General features: G+C 65.3%; 1 protein-coding gene. It reads left to right on the forward strand.

Features of this window, described 5'->3' with window-relative positions:
- A partial coding sequence (locus F0L46_RS25530; RefSeq protein ID WP_306461781.1) for a CDP-alcohol phosphatidyltransferase family protein occupies positions 1-303 on the forward strand: 303 nt, incomplete at both ends.

The raw sequence follows: 303 nt of genomic DNA on the forward strand, positions 1-303 counted from the left end.
GGCAAGCTGGCCGACCCCATCGCGGACAAAGCATTGATGATCTCCGCCCTGGTCAGCCTGAATATCCTGGGTGATCTCTGGTGGTGGGTCACCATCGTGATCGTGGTCCGCGAGCTGGGCATCACCGTCTGGCGCATGGTTCTGGCCCGCCGGGGCAATGTGGTTCCGGCCTCCAAGGGCGGCAAGCTCAAGACCGTGCTGCAGACCTTGGCCGTGACCCTCTACATCCTGCCGCTGGGCGGCGCGAGGGATTGGGCAGCGCACGTGGCCATGGCTGCTGCGCTCATCGTCACCGTGGTCACC

Source organism: Salinarimonas soli (assembly GCF_008386575.1).
Classification (GTDB): Bacteria; Pseudomonadota; Alphaproteobacteria; order Rhizobiales; family Beijerinckiaceae; genus Salinarimonas_A; species Salinarimonas_A soli.